The sequence below is a fragment of the Hyphococcus sp. genome (assembly GCF_041986965.1).
In the GTDB taxonomy this organism is placed as follows: domain Bacteria; phylum Pseudomonadota; class Alphaproteobacteria; order Caulobacterales; family Parvularculaceae; genus Hyphococcus.
Window position 1 is genome coordinate 393,547 of record NZ_JBHIXB010000002.1, and the last position, 18,184, is coordinate 411,730.

The window sequence follows — 18,184 nt, forward strand, 5'->3', positions numbered from 1 at the left end:
GACAGTCTCCTTGAGCTGTTGGAAAACCCTGATAAGTAAGGAAAATCCGACGCCGCCCTTAAAGGAGCGCCAATGCCGGCCATGGCCGACATGTTTCGTCTGACGATGCTGCGCGCCCTTTTCATTCTGGCGGCGGCGATGGTTTGTCCGTCCGCCGCCTTCGCCGCCGGGGCGCTCAATATCGGCGTGCAGCTCGAACCGCCCAATCTCGACCCCACCAGCGGCGCCGCGGCGGCGATCGACGAGGTTGTTTACGCCAATCTGTTTGAGGGCCTGACCCGCATCAATGAAGACGGGTCCGTTTCGCCCCTGCTCGCGGAACGCTGGACCGTTTCCGATGACGGACGCGTTTATGATTTCAAGCTGCGCGAAGGCGTCACATTTCACGACGGAACCGTGTTTGACGCGGATGATGTTGTCTTCACCCTGAACCGCGCCAAGGCGCCGACATCCACCAACGCGCAACGTCCGATCTTTGAGATGATCGAAGAGGTGCGCGCGACCGGCGCCTATACCGTCCGGATCACACTGAAAGAACCGCTCGGCGCCTTTCCAACCTATCTCGGTTGGGGCGATGCCGTCATCGTCGCGCCGGAAAGCGCTGCAACGAACGCCAGCCATCCGGTCGGCACGGGGCCGTTCAAATTTTCACGCTGGCGCAAGGGCGCTTCGGCGACTCTCGTTCGCAACGAAAACTATTGGGGTGACCGCTCGAACCTCGACCAGATCAATTTCATTTTCATTCCTGATCCGACGGCCGCTTTCGCCGCCCTCATGGCGGGCGATGTTGACGGCTTTCCCAACTATCCGGCTGCGGAAAATCTCGGGCTCATCGAACGCGACGATCGTTTCAAGATCGTCACCGGCACCGGCGAAGGCGAAATGATTCTTGCGATCAACAACGGCAAGCCGCCTTTCAACGATATCGCCGTGCGCCGTGCGCTCAATCACGCCATCGACAAGAACGCCGTCATCAAGGCGGGACTTTTCGGCTTCGGAACTTCCATCGGCAGCCATTTTCCGCCGCATCACCCTGCCTACGAGGATCTGACGGGCCTTTATCCCTATGACCCGGCGGAGGCGAAGCGCCTTCTCGCCGACGCAGGCTATCCAGACGGTTTCAAAACCACGCTCGCGCTGCCGCCGCCCGCCTATGCCCGGCGCGGCGGCGAGGTCATCGCGGCGCAGCTTGAAGCCGTCGGTGTCAAGGTCGACATCCGCAATATCGAATGGGCGCAATGGCTCGACCAGATCTTCGCCAACAAGAATTACGACCTCACCATCGTCTCGCACACAGAGCCGCTCGATATCGATATTTACGCCCGCGACGATTATTATTTTCAGTATCGCAGCGACGCCTTCAACAACGTGATCGCAAAACTCCGTGGTGAGAACGATCCGGCGCAGCGTGACGCGCTGCTTCGCGAGGCGCAAAGGATTATCGCGAAGGACGCCGTGAACGTGTTCATCGCATCGGGTCCGAAAATCGCCGTCTGGTCGAAAGACGTGACCGGCGTCTGGGCCAATGCGCCGGTGCAGGCGAACGACCTCACTCAAGCGGACGTCGCCGGCCGTGCGCCGCTCACGCCAGGCGCCCATGGAACAAGCAGTCTGCCGCTCTGGCCCATTTTCGTGTTCATTGCGGCCGCCTTTACCCTTGTCGCCATCTTCGCAAAGGCGAGCCCCGCTTATCTCGCCAGCCGCGCAGCCTCCATGGCCTTGACGCTGTTCATCGCCTCGCTTGTCATCTTCTTTCTGATCGAAATTGCGCCCGGCGATCCGGCAGCCTTCATGATGGGGCTCAACGCTGATCCTGCGGCTGTTGAAGCCCTGAGAGAGGAACTGGGGCTCAACCACTCACTCATGACACGCTATGCGCACTGGATCGGCGGCCTCGCCATGGGCGATTTCGGGATCAGCTACACCTACCGGACCCCGGTCGCGGAATTGATGGCGGAACGTATCTGGGTGTCCTTGCCGCTCGCCCTCCTCGCCTTCGCCATCTCAACGGCGATCGGCATTCCTGCGGGCCTTGCCGCCGCCGCGCGGCGCGACCAGACGAGCGGCAAGTCCATCATTGCGGCGGCCCAGGCCGGCGTCGCCATTCCGAATTTCTGGCTGGCGATTTTGCTGGTGATGGTCTTCGCTGTCACTTTACGATGGTTTTCCGCCGGCGGGTTTCCGGGCTGGGACGCCGGTTTCTTTCCGGCGTTTAAGGCGCTGTTTCTTCCCGCGCTTGCGCTTGCTATTCCTCAGGCGGCCATCCTGACGCAAATCATGCGATCATCGACAATCGAAACCCTGCGCGAGGACTATATCCGCACAGCGCGGGCGAAAGGCCTCACCCGCCGCGAAACCCTGATCGCCCACGCCCTGCGCAATGCGCTTATTCCGGTGCTGACAATCCTGGGCTTGCAGTTTGCGTTTTTGATCGCCGGCGGCGTCATCATCGAAAATGTATTCTATCTGCCCGGTCTCGGCCGCATGGTGTTTCAGGCCATCGCCCAGCGCGACCTGATCGTGGTTGAAGGCGTCGTCATGGCGCTTGTCTTCACCGTTGTCGCAATCGCCTTTCTCATCGATCTCGCCTACGCCATTGTCGACCCGCGGCTTCACGGAGGCCGGCGATGAGCGCCCTCACGGCAACATTGCGTCATGACAAAAGCCTCGCCGCAGGCGCAGTCATTGTCGCCTTCTTTGTTGTGATGGCGCTGTTTTCCTTTATCTGGACGCCCCACAATGTCGGCGTCATAGACGCAGACGCCCGCCTTGCGCCGCCTTCCTTGGCCCATCTGTTCGGCACCAATCATCTCGGCCGCGATGTTCTGTCCATGATCATGGTGGGCGCGCGCACGTCCATCATCGTTGCGCTAGTCGCCGTTGGCATCGGCATGGTTGTCGGCGTTCCTTTAGGGCTTTTGGCGGCGGGAACGCGCGGCGTCATCGAAGACGCAATCATGCGCATGAATGATGTCGTCTTCGCTTTTCCGGCGCTCATTCTCGCCATCCTCATCACCGCCGTTTACGGTCCCGGCGCCATCAACGCCATTATCGCCATTGGCGTTTTCAACATCCCGGTTTTCGCGCGTCTGACGCGCGGCGCGGCGCTGCCCATCTGGACGCGCGGCTTTGTCATGAGCGCGCAAACGGCGGGCAAAAGCCGTTTTCAGATTTCACTTGAACATATTCTACCCAATGTCGCGCCGACACTTATCGTTCAGGCGACGGTGCAGTTTTCGCTCGCAGTGCTGGCGGAAGCCGCGCTCTCCTATGTGGGGCTTGGCGCACAACCGCCAGCGCCGAGCTGGGGACGCATGCTCGCAGAGAGCCAGACCATGGTCAGCTTCGCGCCATGGCTGGCGATCTTTCCGGGCCTTGCGATTTTTCTTTTTGTTTTCGGGCTGAACCAGCTTGGCGATGGCTTGCGCCGCCGTTTCGATCCCCATCGCATTGTGGGGGCGATGTGACCGAAGCTATTCGTCTCAACAATGTTTCGCTTGCGATTGGCGATGCCGCTATCCTTGACGGCGTCAATTTTGCGTTGCGTGAAGGCGAGATCACGGGGCTTATCGGCCGGTCAGGCTCCGGCAAGTCCATGACCGCGCTCGCCATGATGGGCCTTGCGCCGCGCGCCGCGCAGATCACCGGCGACATCATGATTGACGGCGAGAACGTCCTCTCCATGAACGAGCGTACACTCTGCGATGTTCGCGGACGCAAGATCGCCATGGTGTTTCAGGAGCCCATGACGGCGCTCAATCCTTTGCAAACCATCGGCGCCCAGATCGCCGAAACCTTTCTCACCCATCAAAAGATCAGCCGCGACGAGGCCATGGAAAGAGCGAAAACTGCGCTTGTCCGAGCCGGATTGCCGCCGGAGGAAGTCTCCCCCGACCGGCGCCCGCATGAGCTTTCCGGCGGCCAGCGCCAGCGCGCTGTGATCGCCATCGCCATCGCCATGAAGCCGAAAGTGCTGATCGCCGACGAACCGACCACCGCCCTCGACGTGACGACGCAGGCGGAAATTCTCGAGCTCCTGAAAAGCCTCGCCAAGGAAGACGGATGCGCCCTTCTTCTCATCACCCATGATCTCGCCGTCGTCTCACACATCTCAGACCGGATCGCTGTGATGAAAGAAGGCCGCATCGTCGCTGACGAAAGCGCCGATGAATTCTATGCGCATGCCGATGCGGCGCTTGCGAGAGAGTTTATTCCCGCGCGCGTGAAACGCGACGCCATCGCGCCGGGCGCAGAAATCGCCCTGAAAGCGGAGGACATCTCCTGCGACTATATCAATGCCCGCCGCTCGTTGTTTTCAGAACCATCCGTCTTTCGCGCAGTCCATAACGCCAGTTTCAACATCATGAAGGGCGAAACACTGGGGCTTGTGGGCGAGTCCGGCTGCGGCAAGTCCACACTGGCGAAAGCGCTGCTCGGCCTTCATCCTGTCGCGGAAGGCTGCGCGTCGATTGGCGGCGAGGGTTTTCCCGCACGGGACAAAGCCGCCATGCGCCGGCTCAGGCGGAAAATCCAGATCGTCTTTCAGGACCCCTATTCCAGTTTCAATCCGCGCCAGCGCATCGCCGATATTCTCGCCGAACCCTTGCATCTGTTCGACACGCCGATGACGCAGGATGAACAACGCGCGCGCGCCGCAATGCTGATTGAGAGCGTCGGGCTGGATAAGACTGCGCTCGACAAACATCCCCATGCTTTTTCCGGCGGCCAGCGCCAGCGCATCGCCATTGCGCGGGCGCTGGCGACGGAACCGGAAGTCATTGTGCTGGATGAGGCGACCTCAGCCCTCGACATCGCCTCCCGCAATCACATCCTTGAGCTCCTGCAATCCCTGTCTGCGTCGCGAGACGTGTCGTTTTTGTTCATCACGCACGATCTTTCCGTCATCCGCGACATCGCTGACCGGGTGCTGGTGATGAAAGACGGCCAGATCGTTGAAACCGGCGAAACCGATCACATCTTCGCCAAACCGGAAAATGATTATACCAAGCGCCTCATCGCCGCCGCGCCTGTGATAAGATGGCGCCATAAGGCTGGAGAGACCGCCGGAGATGAAAAATGAGCAGTAACGTCTTAAAGCCGGGTCCCCGCAACCTGATCACCGATATAGCCGGAATTTCGGTCGGCAACGCAACGGATGAAAAAGTTCAGACCGGCGTGACGGTGCTGCGCTGCGCGCACAGCTTCGTGGCGGCGGTGGATGTTCGCGGCGGCGCGCCGGGGACACGCGAAACGGACGTTCTGGCCTCCGAAAATCTCGTCGGCCGCGCCGATGCGATTGTGTTGACCGGCGGCTCTGTCTTTGGCCTCGCCGCCGCGGACGGCGCCGCCAGCGCGCTTTCCGTAGATGGCGTCGGCCTGAAACTCAGCGACAAGGGGCCGGCGATCCCGATCGTGCCGGCCGCCGTTCTGCACGATCTCGGCAATGACGGCGACAAGGAATGGGGAGAGGCGCCGCCCTATCGCGCCTTGGGGACTAAGGCCGCCAGAAACGCCAGCGCCGAATTCGACCTCGGGGCGACAGGCGCCGGCCGCGGCGCCATGGCCGGCGTTGAGAAAGGCGGGCTCGGCTCCGCATCGCTTGTCCTCGAGGGCGGCGTCGTTGTCGGCGCGCTCGTCGCCGCCAATCCTGTCGGATCGGTTTATATGGCCGACGGAGAAACCTTTCACGCCTGGGCTTATGAAATCGGCGGCGAATTTGGCGGCAAGAACCCGCCGACGCTCCATGAACTGCCGGAACCCTTTCCCGACTATTCCCGGCTGCACTTTCGCGCCCAGGCCGGCGCCAACACCACAATCGCCGTCATCGCGACCAACGCCGACTTAACCAATGTGGAGACAAAGCGCGTCGCCATGATGGCTCATGACGGCATCGCCCGCGCCGTGCGGCCCGCCCACACCGCCTTTGACGGCGACATCGTTTTCGCTGTCGCCACGGCCGAAAAAGAATTGCCCGCCGATCCTCAACCCATGCGGCACGGCCTTGTGGCGCGGATCGGCGCCGCGGCGTCCGACTGCCTCACCCGCGCCATCGCCCGCGCCGTTTACGAAGCCAATCGTTAACTATAGAGCCGCCGCCAGCGGCCTGTTCCTTGTATATATGCTTAATCGGAAGCGGGATTTTCCCGCAATGAACCTGCGGCGACTGGCATGCGCGATTTTATTCTGCTCAGTTTTACGGCGCTTTGCCTTGCGGCGGCGATCCGCCATCCTTTCGCCGGCCTCCTGACCTGGGCGTGGTTTACGCTCATGACCCCGCATCAGGCGGCGTTCGGCGTCTACGGCATTCCCTTGAACGTCATCATCGCCGGGGTCACCATCGCCTCCTATATTGTATCCGGCGAAATCGCGAAGTTCCGCTTCGACCCTGTGACGGTGCTGATCATTCTGTTCGGCGGCTGGTTAATGGTCGCGCAGGCGTTTTCCCTCAATCCGGAAAACTCCGGCATTTACCACGACCGGTTTATCAAGACGCTTCTCTTCATCGTCCTTTGCGCCCAGATGGCGGCGGGCAAGCTGCGCTTCAACGCGCTCGTCTGGACGATGGTCGCCTCTATCGGATTTTTCGCCGCCAAAGGCGCCGCGTTCACCTTTGCAACGCTCGGCCAATTCCGGGTGCAGGGATTGCCCAACACCGTCCTTGAAGACAACAATCATTTCGGCATCGCGGTTGCGACGATCCTGCCCCTCATTCTTTATCTGCGCGACGAGTCGGCGCGGCCCATCGTGCGGCAAGGACTTCTTGCGCTTTTCTGTCTCGCGATTATCGCCATTATCGGCACCCAGTCCCGCGGCGCGTTTCTCGCGCTGGTCGCGTTCAGCGGGTTTTTCTGGATCCGCGCCAAACATAAATTCGTCATTCTCGCGGGGCTCGTTCTGGTCATGGCGCCGACCATCGCTTTCATGCCCGGCAAATGGACTGAACGCATGAGCACCATCGGGGAAGCGACGCAGGACGCATCTTTCATGGGACGCGTCGACGCCTGGGTGATCAATTACAAACTTGCCGTCGAACACCCCATGACCGGCGCCGGTCTCAGAAACTCCTATGAAAAGGAGATCGCGCAATCAGTCGATATCGAGCGCGCCGAACGCGCAAAAGCCGCACACAGTATCTACTTCGAAGTGCTGGGCGGCTCGGGCTTCGTCGGGCTTTTCATTTATCTCTCATTGCTGGCGGCGGCGCAGCTGACGGCCTGGCGCATCTATCTTTCCCGCAACAATGAGCGACTGGCGCCATGGAAATGGCGGTTCGCCTATTACGCCCAAATGTCGCTCGCCGTGTTCGCCATCGGCGGGGCCTCCGTGTCTTTGGAAATGTGGGATGGCTATCTTGTCGTCATCGCGCTCATTGCCGCTTTGAGCAAAATGGCCGTCGCTGACGGCAAACCGGAAGGTTACGCCCTGCGCAAAGCGCGCATGCGCAACTGGCGCGGACGCAAACGCCTCAAGGAAATTCTGGGCGAACCGGAAAAACCGGCTCAACCGGCGCCTTGATGGAAGGGTCTAGTCGGCGGCGAAGGCCGCCGCGCCGCCTTGTGTCTTCAGCGAAACGCCGCGATGCGCTGTCTCGTGATTATGCGTCTGGGCATGGTTTTCGCCATGCGCCGCGCCAGCGTCAGGGCACTCCTCACCGATTTCCACCTGAATTGTAGAATGATGAATGCCGTAGCGTTTTTCGAGATAGGCCTTGGCCTCTGTCAACGCGCCCGCCGCATCGCGCGCATCGGCGACGCTGACATGCATGGTGAGACGGGGCTGTTCGGGCGTGATCTGCGAAATCTGGATGTTATGGATGCTCTTGATCTGCTGCGCAGCGGCCAGGAGTTCCGTTTCCAGTTCCGCGATGTCGATATCGGCCGGCGCGCCTTCAAGAAGAATATAACCCGTCTCCCGCACCAGCCGCAGCGCCGACACGCCGATCAGGAAGGCGACGCCGATAGACAAAATCGGATCGATCGCCAGCCATCCGGTCGCGGCGATGACGAGCGCTGCAATAATCGCAGCGACCGATCCCAGAAGGTCGCTTACCACATGCAGCAAGGCGCCGCGCATATTGAGATTTTGTTCGTCGCGGCGATGAAGAATGAAGAAGGCGATGGCGTTCGCGACAAAACCGGCGACCGCAACCCACAGCATCAAGCTGGCGTTCACCTCTACAGGCGTCAGGAAGCGATGCACCGCCTCAAACACGATCCACACCAGCAGGATTGCGAGCAGGACGCCGTTTACAAAAGCGGCGAGAACCTGCGCCCGCCGGTAGCCGAAATGAAGACGATTATCAGCCGGGCGCGCCGCAAAGAATTGCGCGCTCGCCGCAAGCCCGAGCGCGAGCGCATCGGTCAGCATGTGCGTGGCGTCGGCCAGGAGCGCGAGCGAGCCTGAAATAAGGCCGCCGATGACCTCAATCACCATAAAGACGACGATAACCGCCAACGCCATCAAAAGACGGCCCGTCACTTTGCCGACAGGCTGCAGGTGGTGCTGGTGGGTGCAGTTATCCATGCGCTCGCCGGTTCTCGTCGTTTTCTACGCGCGGAGGTCTTACAAGCTGGCGGACTGTAGTCTGCACGCACCTGCGAGAGCAAGGTAAACCGCCGACATTTCACAGGAAATTCAACACGATCTGTTCACCATAAAACTGCCTCGCCAGGGCAAAAAAAGTGACGTGATAACATCTTCATTGCTATCATCCTGATCGTTTTGGGGTTAGGACAAGTCCTAAAGCGCTGGAGTTAAAAGGCAGGAAGGGGCCCTGCAGGTTTGGTTGGGGACAGCATCATCATCAATGGGCTGATTGCGAGCCTTGTGGCCGCCGCCATGAGCACGTTTGGCATTTTCGCCATGGCGTCGTTCAGCGGCTGGGCGCAACGCAATAGCGCCTATTGCGCCGCTTTCGCCGTGGGTCTCCTGACGGTGGGCGTTGTGTTCCACCTCATCCCTGAAGCCGCGAGCATATCCATATCGGCGTTAAGCTGGGTGCTGGCGGGTTTTGTCGCCATGGTGCTGATCGGCATGGGCGTGCAGACGGCCGTCGCCCGGCAACCTGAAGGCGCAGCGCTCACCTTCGGCTATGTCTCCATTATCGGGCTTGCGGCGCATTCCTTTCTCGACGGCGCCGTTTACGCCGCCTCTTTCTGGGAGGAAGCGTTCACAGGATGGCTCGCCACAGGCGGTCTTTTGTTCCATGAGTTTCCCGAAGGCGTCATCGCTTATGCGCTTCTGGCGCAAGCGGGCCTGCAGCGTTCGCGCGCGATCCTGCTTGCGTTCATAGCGGCGGCTTTGACAACCGTTGCGGGAACTATCAGCGCGCAGTCGATTTTCAGCCTGGCCAGCGCGCCGCCGATCGCCGCGATGCTGGGCGCGGCCGCCGGCGCCCTCATTTACGTGCTGATCTTTCATCTCGGTCCCCATGCGACGAAGACGCCGCACAAGCGCGGTTATGACATCGCCATGCTGGGCGTCGTTTTCGGGACCGCGGCGATCCTGTTCGAAAAGATGTCCGGCGGCCATCTGCATTAATGAAAACCGGCAAGTCCGGCTGCGCGGGACCGGTTAGTTCTTACAGCCGGCGATGCCCGCCGTCGGCGACACCATGCTCCAGCCGCTCTTGTCGCGAACCTTGATGAGCCCCTGTTCGAGATAGGCGCCGCCCTCAAAGCCAAGTCCAAAGCGGGCGGAGACTTCAACCGAAACGCCGTCGCCGCTGTCAAAAGTCTGACGCTCGAAAACGCCAAATCCGGCGGCGCCCGAATAATCGGTTCGCTTCAGGGTTACAGGCTTTCCGGCAATGTTGATGTCCGCTTCGTCGCCCGAGACGAACCGAAACACCGCCGCCGGACGCCGGCCTTCCAAAGTCCACAAAACCATGCCGCAAGATTCGTCCGGCAGCTTCGCATCGGCAATCGGGCGCAACCCTTGCGCGCCCGCAGCCTCGCTGGCGAGATCAACGCTGACCGGGCCTTCTGAGTGCTGCGCTTTAGGTGTTGTTGTTCCCAGCGTGGCGCAGGCGCCGGCGAGACCAAGAAGCGCAAAAGAAGAAAGCCTGAATATCTTCATGATCCCGCTCCCGTCAAAATGCCGGCCGACCCATAGGTCAGCGAGCCATTATCATCTTCAAAACCGAAGACCCGCAAGGCGGAGGCGATGTTTTCCTCCGACGCGCGCGCCGTCGCCGTCACTTCGTAAGCCAGCGTCGGTTTGAGATGCAGGCGGACATCCGCCGCCATCCGCGCATTCTCACCCGCCAGCGTCACCTCAAGCTGATCGCCCACGCAGGAGATCCCGCCACTGAGCGGCAGCGCCGGCAGATTATACCGCTTCGTGGGCGCGTCGAGGGCGTTCGTCCATAATGTTCCCGCAGCCTGACGGCAGCCGTCTTCGGGGCTGAAATCGAGACGTTCAATCTCAAGGCGCGCTTCGCCGCTTGCCGGTTCTCCCAAAAGTCCCCGCACAGCGACGGCAGCCAGATTGATATCCGCCTTTACATTGCGCAGTGAAACACGGCCGCCGCCACCGACGGAAAAGGTTCCGGAGCCCCGAATGGCGCCGCTGGTTGAGAGCGTCACTTCCGGTGAAAAACTCAAGAGAGAAACCGGCGCCAAGCTGAAGGCGACATCGCCGAGGGGAACGCCCGATACAGACGCTGAATGAAGCTCCCCGTCCCAGATTGTGCCCCGCGTCTCGGCATAGGCAAGCGCGCCGCTGTTGTCTGCAAAAAGTGAAATCGCGCTGGCCGGTATCGAGGCGATCACCGTGACAAGAAAGATGACAGCGCCAGCAACCAGTGGCGCGCGCAGCGATGTCCATGATTGCGGCTGCGCTGTCATTACCGCTCCAGCACAAGAATTTGCGGCGTGACCATGCCGTCATCGCCGCGAGCGATATCGGCGGTGGCGACCCGGGCGCCGTAACGATTTTGCATCAGGGCCAGCCATTGAAAGAAAACATCGCCAGAGACGGGCGCCGCCTGAATTTCAATCTGGCCGTTATTTTCCGAGCCGATGCGCACGAGCTCTACGCCTGCGTTGCGTGCGGTTTCAAGGATCGCCTGGCGCAAGGGCGAATTGCCCTGCAGAGACGATGGATCCGCCCCGCCGGAGACCGCAGCGGCGGCGGCCGTCAGCTCATATCCGTCACGCGCCGCCGAAGCCTTGCGGGCGGCGTCTGCGCGAAGATCGGCCAAGGGACGCACAATCGCAAGCGACAGGAACAGAACGCCGGCGAGCCCGCCTGCAACAAGAATCAAAATGCGTTCGCGCGCGGAAAGATCATGCCACCAGCTCATGACGCACTCACCCTTAATTCACCGAGATAGACATTGCCGGTCCGCCGCACGCCGCCCGCCTCCGCCGCGGCGAGCCCGCGCGCTTCAAGCATGCCTTTCAGCGTTTCGATCTGGCTGATGTCGCCGAACCGCAGATTGATCGAATATTCATCGCGCGCGCCGTTATAACGGATGCGGTCGATTTGAATGCCGGCGGACCCTTCCAGACTTTCGGAAAGCGCGTTGGAAATGGTGAGGAACGAGCGCCCGCCGCCGCCGGATCCCAGCACTTGGCGCGCATAGGCGCGCGGATCGGCGTCCGCCGCGTCGGGAAAGGCGGTTTCATGAAGCGCAATCGTATCGTCTTTCAGGCGTTCCGCCGTGCGCAAGTCGCGCACAAGCCCGGCGACATTGACGAGCAGCAAGGCGGCGACCGAAGCGGCCGCAAGCAGTCCCGCCCTGCGCCATGGTCCGACGGCCGCGCGCCAGTCACGCCGCTTTCGATAAGCGCCCTGCATCAGGTTAGGCGCCTGATCCAGCCCTTCGGCAAAAAATCCGATCAGGCCTTCAAGGTTCATGGCGCCGCGCTGATCGATTTCGATGTCATCACGCAAGCCCATGACAGGTTGCGGGGTAAAGGCGATGACCTTGCGCAGATCCTCATCATTCAGGAGCGCCGGCATGAGATCGGCGGCGAGCGGCTTTTCAATCGCAAATCCCCGCAGGCCAATAACGCCAATCACCCGATCGGACGTTTCAAGAATGACAGCGCGACCATCAAACATCGGGGTCAGCGCATAATCGACCGTAATAAGGTCCGGCGACAGGCCCGCCTCCGCCAGCGCCGTCACCCAGAGCTCAAGCTCGGATTTCTTCACCGCGAGCGCGATCCCCGCTCCGCTGTCATGGCGCGCCGTCGCAACGTGAATCTGCTCAAGGCTCTCGGCGAGATCGTCTTCGAGGAGCAGGCTTGACGCAGCCCGGAACTGGGCGGCTGACTTCGGCGGAACCGGCAAGGCGCGCATGGTCGCTTTTTCACCGCGCAAGACGCAGGCGACGAGACGCGCCGAACGCGCGCGCTCAGCAATCGCCGACAGCCCGGCGACGCTTTGCGCCGTGTCCGCTGCCAGAATATCTTCCTCGCCGATAAACGCCCACCGGACGGGATCGTCCGGCGTATCACCGACAAGGAGAATTAAGGTTTCGTTCACTCTTCCGCTCCGAGCCGGCGCGCAAGCACTCTTGTGCGGTCGCCGGTTTCAATCAGGGACGTCATTTCCAGTAAGGCAGTATCATAAACAATCTCTGCACGGGCGATCAGGAAGCGCGACGTCACGGCAAAATGCGCCTGATTTTGCAGGTCCAGATCGCCAATCGGCGGCGTTTCAAAAAAAGCATCGACGCTCACCCAGCCGCCGGGAGGCCGGGCGGCGATCAGGTCCGAAGCGGCCTGCAGGGTGACGGCCCCGCCCAGCGCCGCCGCCAACACCGGCGCATGACGCTCCGACATCATGTTCACATTGATGACGGACGCCGCATCGCGCTCCATGGCGCAAAGATAGGGCTTCAAGGCGCCGTAAAATTCGCGGGTGACGCCTTTTACGGCGCGCAATTCTGAAACGGACGCCATGGGCTGGTTTCCCGTGCGATAAGGCGACGGCAGCACGGTGTAATATTCATCCTCGCTTCCCTGCGGGCGGCGGTTGGTGTCTTCGTCAATCCAGTCACCGATCGCCTCGCCGAGTGCGGCGGCATCGAATTCGCTGATCCCAAGATGGCCGGCGAGACGGATGAATTCAGCTTGCGCCTCGCTTGTGTCTGTTCCACTGGCCGCCGCGCCAAGCGTGTTGATATTGAAACAGGCGGTGCCGTCGCCAAGAAAAACGCGCGCGCCGCCATCGTCAAAGGGCAGCTCCACCGGCTCCGACGCCCAGGGATCGTCGAGCGACATGATTCCGCTATCGGCAGACGCAATCTCTTCAATGGCGCTAAGCGCGAGCGTTTCAACCGCAAAGGCCCGCCATAAGGCTTCGCCGCGCGACGTCACATTGCCCGTGCGCGCCGCGGCGCGCGTCGTCAGCTCCATGGCGGACAGCGCCACGAAAGAAAGCGTCGCGGCCAGCAGAAGGACGATCAGAAGCGCCGCGCCTTTTTGTTTTTCCCGCCGCATCATGACAGACGCTCCATGGCACCGATCCAGAACAGCTGTTCAATGGGCGCGCGCCCTTCGCGCTCCAGCGTGATCGATAATGCGCGCGGCGGCCCGCCGCCGCCCGAGACAGGCCAGATATCCGACCATTCCAGCTCGCCGCGCTGCTCGCCCAACAAGAACACCGCCCTCGCATCCATGAGTTCACTGAAGAGAACGCGCTCGGAAATGTCGGCGTCGGTCGCCTCGTCCAGATAGGCGCGGCTGCGGCGGATCAGGTCTCCGGCGCGGAATACATATTCCACATATTGAAGCGCGCTGCGCGGCTCCTCGGCGCCAGGATTGATCCAGCCCGCACGCACGAAGGACGCGAGCACGCGTTCGTCATCCTCCCGGCGCGACCCGAAACTTGTGAGATTGCCCATAAACGGCGCCGGGCGGCCGTCGCCAAATTCGTCGCGCACTTCACGCATGGAGAGTTGCGCGAGATCTTCCTTGATCAGGCTGCGTGCGATCTGAAAGTCTTTGAGCTCATCATCAACGCTTGCAAGCTGATCCCTGCTGTCGACGCCGAGACGCAAGGCGTAAACCGCCGTCGCCGCAATCGCAGAAAAGACCAGAAGCGCGATCAACACTTCGGGCAGCGTCAGGCCTCTTTGTGCGCGGGAGTTCATGACGTCCTCCGCATGGAAACGGCATGGCCGAGACGCTGGCCGGTGCGCGGCGCAAGAATGTCGATTTCAATCCGCACAATATCTTCGACGCCGGTTTCGATCACCGCGCGGCGGTAGCGCAGCGTTTCGCCGCCGATGGTGACCTCGCCTTCGCTTTCGCCAATTTCAGCAGCGTCCCGCAGAACCATCGCCTCGACCATGAGATTGTCGGCGGCGATTGACGCCATGGTCCGGTCCCGCATGGCTGAGGCGAAGCGGGTGTTCTGCCCGAGGAGAACAAGCAGCGCGCCGATGACGAACCCCATAACGGCGAGCGCCACCAGGGTTTCGACCAGCGTTACGCCTTGTTGGGCTTTACGCGCCGTCTTCATCACTCACATCCACATGGCCCGAACCGTCCAGCGTCACCCGCCAGCTCTCGCGCCGGTCCTTAAACACCACCGTCACCGGCGTCGTCTCTCCCGTCGGGAGAAAGCGCAGATCAGGCCGGACAATTTTTTCGTCCTCACGCCGGCGGTCGTCAGGCCTGCGTATCTCCGGCTCGTTTTTCTTCGCCGCCGCCTCACGGGTCACCGCAACGGAAAAATCCGCCGGAAAATTTTCCGCATTAAGGCGCGGCGCAACATCTTCTTTCCACTCACCGCGCTCATAGCGGTAGAACGAATATCCAGTCTCCCCGAGACGCATGCCAATGAGCGCGCCTTCGGTCACGGCGTCCTCAGCCGCGAAATCAAACCTTGCCGCCAGGCGCTCGGCAGTGCGGCGGATGTCACTGCGTCCGGGCGGCGCATTGATGACGACTATGCCCGCCACCATGGCCGCCAGAGCCAGCACAACAAGGATTTCGACCAGCGAAAATCCGCGCTGACTTCTCAGTCCCGAATGATGCCTATCTGTTTTCATCCGCCCAGTTGCCGATATCCGCATTCAATCCCTCGCCGCCGGGCTCGCCATCCGCACCAAGAGAGAAAAGGTCATAGGCGCCGCCGCGATCGCCCGGAAATTCATACTGATATGGATTGCCCCAGGGGTCCGTCGGCACTTCGCCGCGCAAATACCCGCCGGGACGATAATTGCCGGCGTTGCGCGCATCGGAAGGAACATTGATCAGCGCCTCAAGCCCCTGCTGCGATGTCGGATAGTTCAGCATGTCGAGGCGATATTGATCGAGCGCGCTTTCAATGACGCCAATGTCGATCTTCGCCGTATCGACCGCCGCCTTGTCGCGCGCGGGGAGAACATTGATGACGACAATCGCCGAAATAAGCGCAAGGATCGCAAGCGCGACGAGCAACTCAACCAGCGAAAAGCCTTTCTGGCGGCGTTTCAGATTTTTTTTCATAAGTCGTCTCCCTTAACCGACAGCCAGCGTGTTAATGCGCAGGATCGGCATCAATATTGACAGAACAATGACGAGCACCGCGCCGCCCATGGCGACAATGATGGCGGGTTCGAGCAGCCTTAGCGCCACCGTCGACGCCGTGTCGAATTCTTCTTCCAGTTGCAGCGCAGCCTTGTCCAGAAGCTCTGACAGGGCGCCGGAACGCTCCCCCGCCGCAATCATATGGGTCAGCATGGGCGGCAGCACATCCGCGCGCTTGATCGCAGCGGCGAGCGATGCGCCCTCGCCCACCATAGTCACCGTGCGGTCGAGACGCGAACGGATATAGCTGTTCGCCACGGTGCGCTGGGCGCCGACAAGGCTGTCCAGCAAGGGCGCGCCGCCGGAAAACAGCGTCGCCAGAGTGCGGGCGAAGCGGGCGCCGTCAACAGCCCGCGACAGCCGCCCCAAAACCGGAACCTTGAGCATAAACCGGTCGACCGCGAGCTTGAAGCCCGGCTCCTTCATGGCCCGCCAGAAGGCCGCGGCCAAAACCGCAGCAAGAAGAAGGGCGAACAGCCCATAGCTGACGGTCCAGTTCGACAAGCCGACAACGATTTTCGTGAGCAAGGGCAGCTCGGCGTTGAAACTGTTGAACTGGTCGATGATCTTCGGCACCACGAAGACCATGAGCGCCGTCACGACGCCGCCCGCGATGACCATCAGCGCCGCCGGATAGATCAGCGACGCGACCGCCTTGTTCTGAATCGCGCGGTTCTTTTCCAGCATCGAAGCAAGCCGGTCGAGCACGCCGCCAAGATCGCCGGAGGTTTCACCCGCGGCGATCACGGCGCGATAAAGCGGCGGGAATGATTTTTCGTCTTCGGCGAGCGCGTCCGCGAAGCGCCAGCCTTCCATGACGCGCTCGCGAACCGCAATCATCCGCGTGCGGGCGGGACCGGATTCCGATTGCACCGCGACGGCGTGGAGCGCCTCTTCCAAAGGCGTGCCGGCGCCAATCAGCGCTGACAATTGCCGCGTCATCATGACGAGCTGGCCCTGTTTGACGCGCGGTTTCTCAGCGCCAAAAGCGCCGGACGCGGTCTCGCTGCGCGGAGCTGAGAGCCGCACCGGCGTCAGTTTCATGCGCCGCAATTCCTGGCGCGCGTGACGCTGGCTGTCGGCCGAAAGCACGCCTTTTTTTGAGCGCCCGCCAAGGTCAAGGGCTTCATACTCAAAGGCCGGCATCGTCATCCTCCTGATGCACAACCCTCAGGACTTCTTCGAGCGAGGTGACGCCGGCGCGCGCATGATGGAGGCCGGATTGCTGCAGCGTTTCTCCATGCGCAAATGCGTAGCCGGCAATATCCTGTTCATTGGCGCCGTCATGAATGAGGCGTTTGAGCTTTTCGTCGACGACAATCAGTTCGTAGACGCCGATCCGTCCTTCGTAACCGGTATGATTGCAGCGTCCGCAGCCGGCCGGATGATAGAGCGTCACTTCTTCATGTTCGCCGGCGCCCAGAAGCCGCCTTGTCGCGGCGTCCGGCGCATAGGGCGTCTTGCAGGACGGACAGAGCCGCCGCACCAGCCGCTGCGCCATGACGGCGGCGATCGTGGAGGAAAGAAGGAACGCCTCAACGCCCATATCGCGCAGGCGCGTAATCGCGCCCGCCGCCGAATTAGTGTGCACGGTCGACAGAACGAGGTGACCGGTGAGCGACGCCTGCACCGCGATCTCCGCCGTTTCAACATCGCGGATCTCGCCGACCATGACGATGTCAGGGTCCTGACGCAGGATCGCGCGCAATCCCGTCGCGAAGGTCATCCCTACTTTCGGATTGATCTGCGTCTGGCCGACGCCTTCGATGGCGTATTCCACCGGATCTTCAACGGTGAGGATGTTGCGGCTCGGTTCATTCAACAGCGTCAGCGCGCCATAAAGCGTCGTCGTCTTGCCAGAACCCGTCGGGCCGGTGACGAGCACGATCCCGTTCGGCCGCGCCAGCACATGCTTAAACCGCGTCAGAATTTCCGCGGGCATGCCGAGCCCGTCGAGATCGAGGCGGGCCTCGTCCTTATCAAGGATACGCATGACCACACGCTCACCGAACCGCGCCGGCAGGGTCGACACGCGCACATCCACCGTCTTGCCGCCAAGCGCCAGTGAGATGCGGCCATCCTGCGGGACGCGGCGCTCGGCGATATCAAGGCGGGCCATGACCTTCACGCGCGAGGTTAAAACCGGCGTCATCCGCGACGGCAAGGACAGGATCTCCCGCAACACGCCGTCAATGCGCAACCGCACAGACAGCGCTTTTTCATAAGGTTCGATGTGAATGTCCGAGGCTTTGACCTTCACCGCCTCGGCGATGAGCGCGTTGATGAGCCGGATCACCGGCGCATCGTTTTCGCTGTCGAGCAAATCTGCGGTTTTAGGCAGGCCTTCCGCGAGCGAGGCCAGATCGGCGTCGTCGCCGTCAAGATCGAGATCCGCCGTTGAAATGCCTTCGACCGAATATATTTCCGAAAGCCGGCGCTCAAAGGCGTCGGCCGGCAGGATGTCGATGGTGACAGGAGCGCCAACAGCGCGCCGCGCCTCGATGACCGCCCAGGGATCCGGCGTTTTGACGCGCGCGCCCAGAACAACCGGCCGCGCTTCGCCGTCAAGCACGATAAGACCGCGCTCTTTGGCAAAGGCGTAGGCGAGCCTGCTCGCCGCTCTTGCGGTTGTTTCACTCATAAGGTCTTCCGCG

18 protein-coding genes are annotated in these 18,184 nt (G+C 61.4%); 6 read left to right on the top strand and 12 right to left on the bottom strand.

What is annotated here, in order from left to right; translation table 11 throughout:
- The first annotated feature begins 81 nt into the window (after positions 1–81).
- The 5 genes from ACFC5L_RS10910 to ACFC5L_RS10930 all read left to right on the top strand — a co-directional run bounded on the left by ACFC5L_RS10910 (position 82) and on the right by ACFC5L_RS10930 (position 7,515).
- The gene (locus ACFC5L_RS10910) at positions 82–2,631 is read left to right on the top strand and encodes an ABC transporter substrate-binding protein (protein WP_375202910.1); all 2,550 of its coding nucleotides are present in this window, start codon (positions 82–84) and stop codon (positions 2,629–2,631) included.
- Complete coding sequence (locus ACFC5L_RS10915; RefSeq protein WP_375202909.1) at positions 2,628–3,467, top strand: ABC transporter permease; 840 nt, start codon at positions 2,628–2,630, stop codon at positions 3,465–3,467. The genes ACFC5L_RS10910 and ACFC5L_RS10915 overlap by 4 nt, the downstream gene beginning before the upstream one ends.
- Entirely contained in the window at positions 3,464–5,080 is a 1,617-nt protein-coding gene (locus tag ACFC5L_RS10920) for a dipeptide ABC transporter ATP-binding protein (protein ID WP_375202908.1), read from the top strand. Before ACFC5L_RS10915 ends, ACFC5L_RS10920 begins: the two co-directional genes overlap by 4 nt.
- Complete coding sequence (locus ACFC5L_RS10925; protein WP_375202907.1) at positions 5,077–6,081, top strand: P1 family peptidase; 1,005 nt, start codon at positions 5,077–5,079, stop codon at positions 6,079–6,081. Before ACFC5L_RS10920 ends, ACFC5L_RS10925 begins: the two co-directional genes overlap by 4 nt.
- A gap of 87 nt (positions 6,082–6,168) precedes the next feature.
- Positions 6,169–7,515, top strand: coding sequence for a putative O-glycosylation ligase, exosortase A system-associated (locus ACFC5L_RS10930; protein WP_375202906.1), 1,347 nt, complete (start codon positions 6,169–6,171; stop codon positions 7,513–7,515).
- A 9-nt stretch (positions 7,516–7,524) separates the two neighbouring features.
- On the opposite strand, the gene ACFC5L_RS10935 is transcribed toward ACFC5L_RS10930, so the two are convergent.
- Entirely contained in the window at positions 7,525–8,523 is a 999-nt protein-coding gene (locus ACFC5L_RS10935; RefSeq protein WP_375202905.1) for a cation diffusion facilitator family transporter, read from the bottom strand.
- Positions 8,524–8,781: 258 nt separating this feature from the next.
- On the opposite strand from ACFC5L_RS10935, the gene ACFC5L_RS10940 reads away from it, so the two are divergent.
- Positions 8,782–9,540 carry a ZIP family metal transporter gene (locus ACFC5L_RS10940; protein ID WP_375202904.1) on the top strand — a complete coding sequence of 253 codons (759 nt, stop codon included), beginning with the start codon at positions 8,782–8,784 and terminating at the stop codon, positions 9,538–9,540.
- Positions 9,541–9,573: 33 nt separating this feature from the next.
- Here the strand turns inward: ACFC5L_RS10940 and ACFC5L_RS10945 are convergent, their stop codons facing one another.
- From ACFC5L_RS10945 to gspE, 11 genes are read right to left on the bottom strand one after another with little or no spacing between them, the layout of a single operon-like run.
- Entirely contained in the window at positions 9,574–10,077 is a 504-nt protein-coding gene (locus tag ACFC5L_RS10945; RefSeq protein WP_375202903.1) for a hypothetical protein, read from the bottom strand.
- Positions 10,074–10,847 (bottom strand): type II secretion system protein N, encoded by a 774-nt coding sequence (locus ACFC5L_RS10950; RefSeq protein WP_375202902.1) that lies wholly within the window; start codon positions 10,845–10,847, stop codon positions 10,074–10,076. The genes ACFC5L_RS10945 and ACFC5L_RS10950 overlap by 4 nt, the downstream gene beginning before the upstream one ends.
- Positions 10,847–11,305 carry a type II secretion system protein GspM gene (gene gspM / locus ACFC5L_RS10955; protein ID WP_375202901.1) on the bottom strand — a complete coding sequence of 153 codons (459 nt, stop codon included), beginning with the start codon at positions 11,303–11,305 and terminating at the stop codon, positions 10,847–10,849. The genes ACFC5L_RS10950 and gspM overlap by 1 nt, the downstream gene beginning before the upstream one ends.
- Positions 11,302–12,495 carry a type II secretion system protein GspL gene (gene gspL / locus ACFC5L_RS10960; RefSeq protein WP_375202900.1) on the bottom strand — a complete coding sequence of 398 codons (1,194 nt, stop codon included), beginning with the start codon at positions 12,493–12,495 and terminating at the stop codon, positions 11,302–11,304. The genes gspM and gspL overlap by 4 nt, the downstream gene beginning before the upstream one ends.
- Positions 12,492–13,457 carry a type II secretion system minor pseudopilin GspK gene (gene gspK, locus ACFC5L_RS10965; RefSeq protein WP_375202899.1) on the bottom strand — a complete coding sequence of 322 codons (966 nt, stop codon included), beginning with the start codon at positions 13,455–13,457 and terminating at the stop codon, positions 12,492–12,494. The genes gspL and gspK overlap by 4 nt, the downstream gene beginning before the upstream one ends.
- The gene (gene gspJ, locus ACFC5L_RS10970; protein ID WP_375202898.1) at positions 13,454–14,107 is read right to left on the bottom strand and encodes a type II secretion system minor pseudopilin GspJ; all 654 of its coding nucleotides are present in this window, start codon (positions 14,105–14,107) and stop codon (positions 13,454–13,456) included. Before gspJ ends, gspK begins: the two co-directional genes overlap by 4 nt.
- Entirely contained in the window at positions 14,104–14,478 is a 375-nt protein-coding gene (gspI, locus tag ACFC5L_RS10975) for a type II secretion system minor pseudopilin GspI (RefSeq protein ID WP_375202897.1), read from the bottom strand. The genes gspJ and gspI overlap by 4 nt, the downstream gene beginning before the upstream one ends.
- Complete coding sequence (gene gspH, locus ACFC5L_RS10980; protein WP_375202896.1) at positions 14,462–15,010, bottom strand: type II secretion system minor pseudopilin GspH; 549 nt, start codon at positions 15,008–15,010, stop codon at positions 14,462–14,464. The genes gspI and gspH overlap by 17 nt, the downstream gene beginning before the upstream one ends.
- On the bottom strand, positions 14,997–15,449 hold the full coding sequence (gene gspG, locus ACFC5L_RS10985) for a type II secretion system major pseudopilin GspG (RefSeq protein ID WP_375202895.1): 453 nt from the start codon (positions 15,447–15,449) through the stop codon (positions 14,997–14,999). Before gspG ends, gspH begins: the two co-directional genes overlap by 14 nt.
- Positions 15,450–15,461: 12 nt before the next feature.
- Positions 15,462–16,676, bottom strand: coding sequence for a type II secretion system inner membrane protein GspF (gene gspF / locus ACFC5L_RS10990; protein WP_375202894.1), 1,215 nt, complete (start codon positions 16,674–16,676; stop codon positions 15,462–15,464).
- Complete coding sequence (gene gspE / locus ACFC5L_RS10995) at positions 16,663–18,171, bottom strand: type II secretion system ATPase GspE (protein WP_375202893.1); 1,509 nt, start codon at positions 18,169–18,171, stop codon at positions 16,663–16,665. The genes gspF and gspE overlap by 14 nt, the downstream gene beginning before the upstream one ends.
- Positions 18,172–18,184 lie beyond the last annotated feature (13 nt).

Excerpts from the sequence above, each read along its gene's own strand:
- ACFC5L_RS10910 (WP_375202910.1), top strand. The coding sequence starts at position 82 with ATGGCCGACATGTTTCGTCTGACGATGCTGCGCGCCCTTTTCATTCTG.
- ACFC5L_RS10915 (WP_375202909.1), top strand. The coding sequence starts at position 2,628 with ATGAGCGCCCTCACGGCAACATTGCGTCATGACAAAAGCCTCGCCGCA.
- ACFC5L_RS10925 (WP_375202907.1), top strand. The coding sequence starts at position 5,077 with ATGAGCAGTAACGTCTTAAAGCCGGGTCCCCGCAACCTGATCACCGAT.
- ACFC5L_RS10930 (WP_375202906.1), top strand. The coding sequence starts at position 6,169 with ATGCGCGATTTTATTCTGCTCAGTTTTACGGCGCTTTGCCTTGCGGCG.
- ACFC5L_RS10935 (WP_375202905.1), bottom strand. The coding sequence starts at position 8,523 with ATGGATAACTGCACCCACCAGCACCACCTGCAGCCTGTCGGCAAAGTG.
- ACFC5L_RS10945 (WP_375202903.1), bottom strand. The coding sequence starts at position 10,077 with ATGAAGATATTCAGGCTTTCTTCTTTTGCGCTTCTTGGTCTCGCCGGC.
- ACFC5L_RS10950 (WP_375202902.1), bottom strand. The coding sequence starts at position 10,847 with ATGACAGCGCAGCCGCAATCATGGACATCGCTGCGCGCGCCACTGGTT.
- gspM (WP_375202901.1), bottom strand. The coding sequence starts at position 11,305 with ATGAGCTGGTGGCATGATCTTTCCGCGCGCGAACGCATTTTGATTCTT.
- gspK (WP_375202899.1), bottom strand. The coding sequence starts at position 13,457 with ATGATGCGGCGGGAAAAACAAAAAGGCGCGGCGCTTCTGATCGTCCTT.
- gspJ (WP_375202898.1), bottom strand. The coding sequence starts at position 14,107 with ATGAACTCCCGCGCACAAAGAGGCCTGACGCTGCCCGAAGTGTTGATC.
- gspI (WP_375202897.1), bottom strand. The coding sequence starts at position 14,478 with ATGAAGACGGCGCGTAAAGCCCAACAAGGCGTAACGCTGGTCGAAACC.
- gspH (WP_375202896.1), bottom strand. The coding sequence starts at position 15,010 with ATGAAAACAGATAGGCATCATTCGGGACTGAGAAGTCAGCGCGGATTT.
- gspG (WP_375202895.1), bottom strand. The coding sequence starts at position 15,449 with ATGAAAAAAAATCTGAAACGCCGCCAGAAAGGCTTTTCGCTGGTTGAG.
- gspF (WP_375202894.1), bottom strand. The coding sequence starts at position 16,676 with ATGCCGGCCTTTGAGTATGAAGCCCTTGACCTTGGCGGGCGCTCAAAA.
- gspE (WP_375202893.1), bottom strand. The coding sequence starts at position 18,171 with ATGAGTGAAACAACCGCAAGAGCGGCGAGCAGGCTCGCCTACGCCTTT.